8 protein-coding genes are annotated in these 5,883 nt (G+C 63.8%); 7 read left to right on the top strand and 1 reads right to left on the bottom strand.

Going from position 1 to position 5,883, the window contains the following annotated elements:
- The coding region (locus tag B4E36_RS02430) for an NAD(P)/FAD-dependent oxidoreductase (protein WP_345899933.1) at nucleotides 1-1,317 on the bottom strand (1,317 nt) is incomplete at its 3' end.
- A 226-nt stretch (nucleotides 1,318-1,543) separates the two neighbouring features.
- On the opposite strand from B4E36_RS02430, the gene B4E36_RS02435 reads away from it, so the two are divergent.
- The 7 genes from B4E36_RS02435 to B4E36_RS02465 all read left to right on the top strand — a co-directional run.
- Nucleotides 1,544-2,110 carry a sigma-70 family RNA polymerase sigma factor gene (locus tag B4E36_RS02435; RefSeq protein WP_414673713.1) on the top strand — a complete coding sequence of 189 codons (567 nt, stop codon included), beginning with the start codon at nucleotides 1,544-1,546 and terminating at the stop codon, nucleotides 2,108-2,110.
- Nucleotides 2,107-2,781, top strand: a complete 675-nt coding sequence (locus B4E36_RS02440) for a ChrR family anti-sigma-E factor (protein WP_292056943.1) — start codon at nucleotides 2,107-2,109, stop codon at nucleotides 2,779-2,781. Before B4E36_RS02435 ends, B4E36_RS02440 begins: the two co-directional genes overlap by 4 nt.
- Nucleotides 2,782-2,790: 9 nt before the next feature.
- Entirely contained in the window at nucleotides 2,791-3,204 is a 414-nt protein-coding gene (locus B4E36_RS02445) for a DUF2177 family protein (RefSeq protein WP_292056944.1), read from the top strand.
- Nucleotides 3,205-3,250: 46 nt separating this feature from the next.
- Complete coding sequence (locus B4E36_RS02450) at nucleotides 3,251-3,841, top strand: IMPACT family protein (RefSeq protein ID WP_292056946.1); 591 nt, start codon at nucleotides 3,251-3,253, stop codon at nucleotides 3,839-3,841.
- Nucleotides 3,842-3,856: 15 nt separating this feature from the next.
- Complete coding sequence (locus B4E36_RS02455) at nucleotides 3,857-4,267, top strand: hypothetical protein (RefSeq protein WP_345899935.1); 411 nt, start codon at nucleotides 3,857-3,859, stop codon at nucleotides 4,265-4,267.
- Nucleotides 4,268-4,443: 176 nt separating this feature from the next.
- Nucleotides 4,444-5,535: an AbrB family transcriptional regulator gene (locus B4E36_RS02460; protein WP_292059702.1), complete on the top strand. Its 1,092-nt coding sequence runs from the start codon at nucleotides 4,444-4,446 to the stop codon at nucleotides 5,533-5,535.
- Between the two features lie 76 nt (nucleotides 5,536-5,611).
- On the top strand, nucleotides 5,612-5,883 hold a 272-nt coding region (locus B4E36_RS02465; protein ID WP_345899936.1), incomplete at its 3' end, for a linear amide C-N hydrolase.

Here is a 5,883-nt window from a genome sequence, read left to right on the forward strand (position 1 = left end):
GGATTCGTCTTCGACGTTCCAGGGGCGCCTGACACCTGCGATCGCCTCGGCGGCGGCGAGCCCGGATTGCAGCCCGTCCTCGTGAAACCCGCTGCCGAAATGCGCGCCGCAATACCAGACATTGCCCTGACCTTGGATGCGCCAGAGATCGCGCTGTGCATCGATCGCCGCCTTGTCGAACAGCGGATGCATGTAGGTATAGCGCTGATGGACGAGTTCGGGCCGGATTTCCTCGCAAGGATTGAGCGTCACGAACAGCGGCACGCGCTCATCGATATTCTGCAGCCGGTTCATCCAGTAGGTGACGCAAAGGTTTGGCGTACCGCGATCGCGACGCTCGAGATAATTCCAGCTCGACCAGACCTTGCGATGGGCCGGCATCAGGCGCTCGTCGCTGTGGAGCCAGGCTTCATTCGTGGTGTAGCGGAAGGCGGAAAGAAGGTTTCGCTCTTCCTCCGCGGGATTGTCGAGCAGTCTCAGCGCCTGGTCGCCATGGGTTGCGACGACCGCCGCATCGAAACGCTGCTCCGTGCCGCCGGCAACCAGCCTTACCCCGCCGCCGTCCCGCACGATGCGTTCAACCGGCGTGTTGAGGCGCACCGGGCCGCTGATCTGCTCCAGCATCCTTATGACATAGGAACGGCTGCCGCCCGTGACGGTGCGCCATTGCGGCCGGTCCACCAGCGTCAGCAGGCCATGGCTTTCGAAGAAGCGGGTGAAGGCGGCCAGCGGATAGGCGCGCATCTGCTCCGGCGTCGTAGACCAGATCGCGGCACCCATGGGCAGGATATGGTCGCGCACGAACCGCTTGGAATAGCCGCGCGCGTCCAGATAGTCGCCAAGGGTCAGTTCCTGGTCGGTTTCCGATCTGGCGGCTGCGGGCGCATGGCGGTAGAAACGGAAAATGTCGTAGACCATCCGCCAGAAGCTGAAGCGCAATATGTTCGATTTCTGCGCCAACAGCGTCGCGATATTGCTGCCGCCATATTCGAAAGCGCCATTATCCAGCGACGCCGAAAACGACATCTCGGAGGCCTCGGTCTCGACCCCGAGATAGGAGAACATGGCCGTCAGATTCGGATAATTGCGTTCGTTATAAACGATAAAGCCAGTATCGACCGGGATCGTGCGATCGCCGATGGCGACATCGGCGGTGTTTGAATGTCCGCCCGGCCGGTCGTCAGCCTCGAACAGCGTCACATGGCAGGAGCGACTCAAGAGCCAGGCGGCGGAGAGCCCTGAAATGCCGGAGCCGATCACCGCGACCTTCCTGTCGGCGCGAAGCTTTCTGTAAGCGTTTTCCTGGGGGTGGTGCATCGTGTTGTTTCCGCCTTGTTGTTCACCATGATTTACGCGGCGGGCGGCGTGATGGATTGAAAAGGCGCAAAATTTATCGGAACCTGTAATCCGGACGGAAATCGCGGCCGTAATAGCCGGTATGCTTGAAAGCGCTTGCCCCATGCCGGTCACCGGTCCGATCCCTGCAGCGCCCCGAAAAGGGGCGGCAGGCCGCGCCATGCGAAAACGGATGCGCACCGGGAAGGTGAGGAGTTTGCCCGAACTATCGGTAGAGGAAATGTCGCACTGCCTGGTCAGTGTCGGACGGACGCGGGACATGGCGGCCTATGAACGCCTGTTTCGCCATTTCGGCCCGCGCATCCGCAGCTACATGATGAAACGCGCATCGGACCCGGCGCTCGCCGAGGAACTGGTGCAGGAGACCATGATGATGGTCTGGCGCAAGGCGGAACTGTTCGATCCCGCCCGCGGCAATGCCTCGGCCTGGATCTTCACCGTCGCGCGTAACGTCAGGGTCGACAGCCTGAGAAAGATGCGCCGGCCGGAATTCGACCCGGACGACCCGGCGCTGGTGCCGGACGGACCGGAAGCGCCCGACGTCCAGTTCGAGCAGGACGAGAATGCCGCGCGGATGCGCGCCGCGCTCTCCGGCCTGCCGGAGGAACAGGCAGAGCTTCTGCGGATGTCGTTTTTCGAGGAAGTCTCCCACAGTATCATCGCCGAACGCCTGGACCTTCCCCTGGGCACGGTCAAATCCAGAATCAGAGCAGCATTTTCCAGGCTACGAACCGCGCTTGGGGAAAATCGATGAAGACAGGCACCATCCATCACCATATCAGCGACGCGCTTCTGCTCGAATATGCCTCGGGCAGCCTCGAGGAGAGCTGGTCGCTTGCGGTGGCAACCCATCTGGCGCTTTGCCCGCATTGTCGCGCAAGGCTGCGACTGATGGAGGCCGCCGGCGGCGCCCTCATGGACGCGGCGGAACCCGAAACCGCGGCGGTTTCCGAGGACGCCTCCTGGGCAGCGCTTCAGGCGCGGCTGAAGGCGACGGATGTCAAAGCCGCAGCCAAACCGGCGCCGGCCGCGCCGGGGGCCGCGCTGATACCCGAGCCGCTGCGCTCCTATGTCGGCGCGACGTTCGAGGACGTGCCGTGGCGACGCCTGGGGCTCTATGCCCATCAGGCGCTGCTTGAAACTGAGGACAAGGGCATTCAGGTGCGCCTGCTGCGGGTCGATGCCGGAAAACCGCTGCCCGAGCACAGCCATGGCGGCAGAGAACTGACGCTGGTGCTGCATGGCAGCTTCACCTCGGAAGGCGAGGTTTTCGGACCGGGCGATTTCGAGGAGGAAGATGAGGATACGCTCCACCAGCCGGTGGTGGGCCCCGAGTCCGAATGCATATGCCTCGCCGTCACCGATGCGCCGCTCAGGTTCCAGAGCCGGTTCATGCGCGTGTTGCAACCGCTTCTGGATATCTGAGGTGACCCCATGAAACGCGCCCTGACGGCTTTCGTGGCCACGGCCATCTGCTTTTCCCTGCTGGATTTCATCTGGCTCGGCACGATCGCCTTTCCGTTCTACCAATCCGAGATCGGGCCGCTGCTGCTGCCGTCGCCCAACTGGACCGCCGGCCTGAGCTTTTATTTCATGTATCTCATCGGCATCTTCTATTTCGCCGTTCTGCCGGGCGTCAGGGCCGGCTCGGCGCTGAAAGGCCTCGGGAACGGCGCGATTTTCGGGCTGATGGCCTATGGGACCTATGATCTCACCAACATGGCGACCCTTGCCGGCTGGTCGTGGACCGTGGTGTTCGTCGATATGGCCTGGGGCGCGTTCGCCACCGGGTTGACCGGGCTTGTCGCCTCCTTCGCGACGCTGAAGCTGACCAGCAGCCCGGCTTGACTTCGCCCTTGCCGTGCCGTTTGAAAGGCGCGGAAGGGTGACCCTCATGTTCAAGCTCAAAGGTCCCGCGACATCGGAGCGGGAGATCAAGAAAAGCCGCTTTGCCACGATTGCCGCCCCGGTGGATGACGAGGCGGCGGCGAAGGCCTTTATCGCCGGGAACAGCTTTGCCGATGCCACCCACAATTGCTGGGCATGGCGCATTGGCGCCGACTACCGCTTCTCCGATGATGGCGAGCCCGGCGGGACGGCCGGAAAGCCGATCCTGCAGGCGATCGAAGGCCAGGAGATCGATTGCGTCGCGGTGCTTGTGTCGCGCTGGTTCGGCGGCGTGAAGCTCGGCACGGGCGGACTGGCGCGCGCCTATGGCGGCAGTGCCGCGGAATGCCTGCGGCTGGCCGAAAAGCTGCCGATCGTGGCGATGACGGCGGGGGTGCTGCCGGTTGCCTTCTCCGATCTGGCGCTCGTGGAGGCGCGGCTTCAGGATGTTGATGGCCTCGTGATCGCCGGCCGCGATTTCACCGAGACCGGCGCCGAGTTTCATCTGCGCGTGCCGGAGGCGGGGGCCGCGGCGCTGGTCGAGCTTGTGCGCGAACTCACAAATGGCCGCAGCAGCGTGAAATTCGATGACGACTGAGCGGATTTATCCGCTATGGTGCGGGAACCCGCCGCATGCGCCGGCGTTGATACGCTGTCGCCCCATTTTTCCGCAAAGGTCACCTTCATGCGCTCTGCCATAACCGTCATTGCCCTTGCCGCCACGCTTGCCGCCTGCACTCAGCGCGCCGATTCGATCGGTGCTATTCCGGTTTCGCCCGAGGAATTCGCCGGCGCGAGCTGCGAGACGCTGCTCAGCCAATACGAGGACGAGAACGCGAAGCTGAAGGACCTTGCGCAAGAGCAGGACAGCGAGATTGTCGGCGATGTGCGCATGTTCGGCGCAAGCCTCGGCAGCATGTCCGAGGACCAGAACATCAAGAACCAGGAAACCGCGATCGCCTACGCCAAGGGCCGCGTCAACGCGCTGGACATCGCGATGCGCCGGAAGAACTGCGCGATGTGAGGCGATTGCGCTTGCCCGCCGCCGCCGCGTATAGAGGAACGGGAGCCGATTCCCGGTGACGGGAAAGATCAGCCATGGTGAATGGATCGGACCCGCCGGCCGGGCATGACGCAGCGTCGTCCCGCGGCTGCGGGCGATCCGGCGTTACAGGCCGGCGTTACAGGATTGTCCGCACGATGAATTCCGCAGAAGAGCCGGAAGAACCGGCCTCCGCTGACGGCGGGAAAAGACAGCTTCTGCGCATCTGGCTTCCGCTTCTGGCGCTCTCCATCCTGCTCGTGATCCTCATGCAGCTCGTGGCGCTGCCGGCCTCGCTGCTCTTGGGCCCGATGCTGGCGTCGATCCTGATCGTGTTTACCGGACGGCGGATCACCATGCCGCGCCTGCCGTTCAATCTGGCGCAGGGCGTGCTCGGCTGCCTGATCGCCCGGACCATGACATGGCCGGTGCTGCAGGAAATCGGCGCCGACTGGATGATCTTTGTCGGCGGCGTGCTGTCGGTGGTGTTCGCCAGTATCGCGATCGGCTGGGTTCTGGCGCGCTATCAGGTGCTGCCCGGCACCACCGCGATCTGGGGCGCGTTTCCCGGCGCTGCGAGCGTGATGACGCTGATGTCCGCCTCGTTCGGGGCCGATATGCGGCTGGTCGCCTTCATGCAATATACCCGCGTCGTGATCGTCACGCTGATCGCCGCCACCTTCGCGCGGCTCTGGACCGGCGGCGCTGCGGAAACGGCCGTGCCGGTTTTGTGGTTCGTGCAGCCGGCATGGGGGCCGCTTGCCCAGACGCTCGCCTTGATCCTGATCGGCGTATTCTTCGGCCGCTGGCTGAAGCTGCCGGCGGGACCGATGCTGACGACGGTGATCGCCGGTTCGGTGCTCAACGTCATGGGCCTGATCGAAATCGAACTGCCGCAGATCCTGCTCGCCATCGCCTATGCCACCCTCGGCTGGGGCATCGGCGCGCGCTTCGACCGCGCCGTCATCTTCGATGCCGGCCGCGCCATGCCGCGCGTCATCGCCTCGATCCTTGCGCTGGTGGCGATCTGCGGCGTGCTGGCCGCGCTTCTCGTGTGGCTCACGGGCATCGACCCGCTGTCCGCCTATCTCGCGACCAGCCCCGGCGGCGCGGATTCGATCGCCATCATCTCCGCCTCCACCGATGTCGACGTCGCCTTCGTGATGTCGATGCAGATCGCGCGGTTCTTCTTCGTGATGGCGCTGGGACCGATCCTCGCCAAGCTGGTGGCGAAGCACAGCCGGTTCTGAACCGATTTTGATTGTCCGCCGCGCGCTGCCGGGTTAGCCTCAGCCAACCAAAAACAGGTGCGACGGAGGACAGATCATGTGCACGCGGATTTTCTACGAGACCGGAACCTCAACCTATATCACCGGCCGCTCGATGGACTGGCGCGATGTGACCATGCAATCCGATCTCTGGGTGTTTCCGCGCGGGCTTTCCCGCGATGGCGGGGTGGGCGAGGGGTCTGCGACATGGACCTCGAAATACGGCTCGGTGATCGTCGCGATCTACAATCTCGCCACCTCGGACGGCATGAACGAGGCGGGCCTTGCCGGCAACATGCTCTATCTGGTGGAATCGTCCTATGGCGATCC

The organism is Martelella sp. UBA3392, from assembly GCF_002358775.1.
GTDB classification, from domain to species: Bacteria; Pseudomonadota; Alphaproteobacteria; order Rhizobiales; family Rhizobiaceae; genus Martelella; species Martelella mediterranea.

What these genes read in the sequence shown, in the direction of transcription:
- B4E36_RS02440 (WP_292056943.1), top strand. Translation starts at nt 2,107, where the DNA reads ATGAAGACAGGCACCATCCATCACCATATCAGCGACGCGCTTCTGCTC.
- B4E36_RS02460 (WP_292059702.1), top strand. Translation starts at nt 4,444, where the DNA reads ATGAATTCCGCAGAAGAGCCGGAAGAACCGGCCTCCGCTGACGGCGGG.
- B4E36_RS02445 (WP_292056944.1), top strand. Translation starts at nt 2,791, where the DNA reads ATGAAACGCGCCCTGACGGCTTTCGTGGCCACGGCCATCTGCTTTTCC.
- B4E36_RS02455 (WP_345899935.1), top strand. Translation starts at nt 3,857, where the DNA reads ATGGTGCGGGAACCCGCCGCATGCGCCGGCGTTGATACGCTGTCGCCC.
- B4E36_RS02450 (WP_292056946.1), top strand. Translation starts at nt 3,251, where the DNA reads ATGTTCAAGCTCAAAGGTCCCGCGACATCGGAGCGGGAGATCAAGAAA.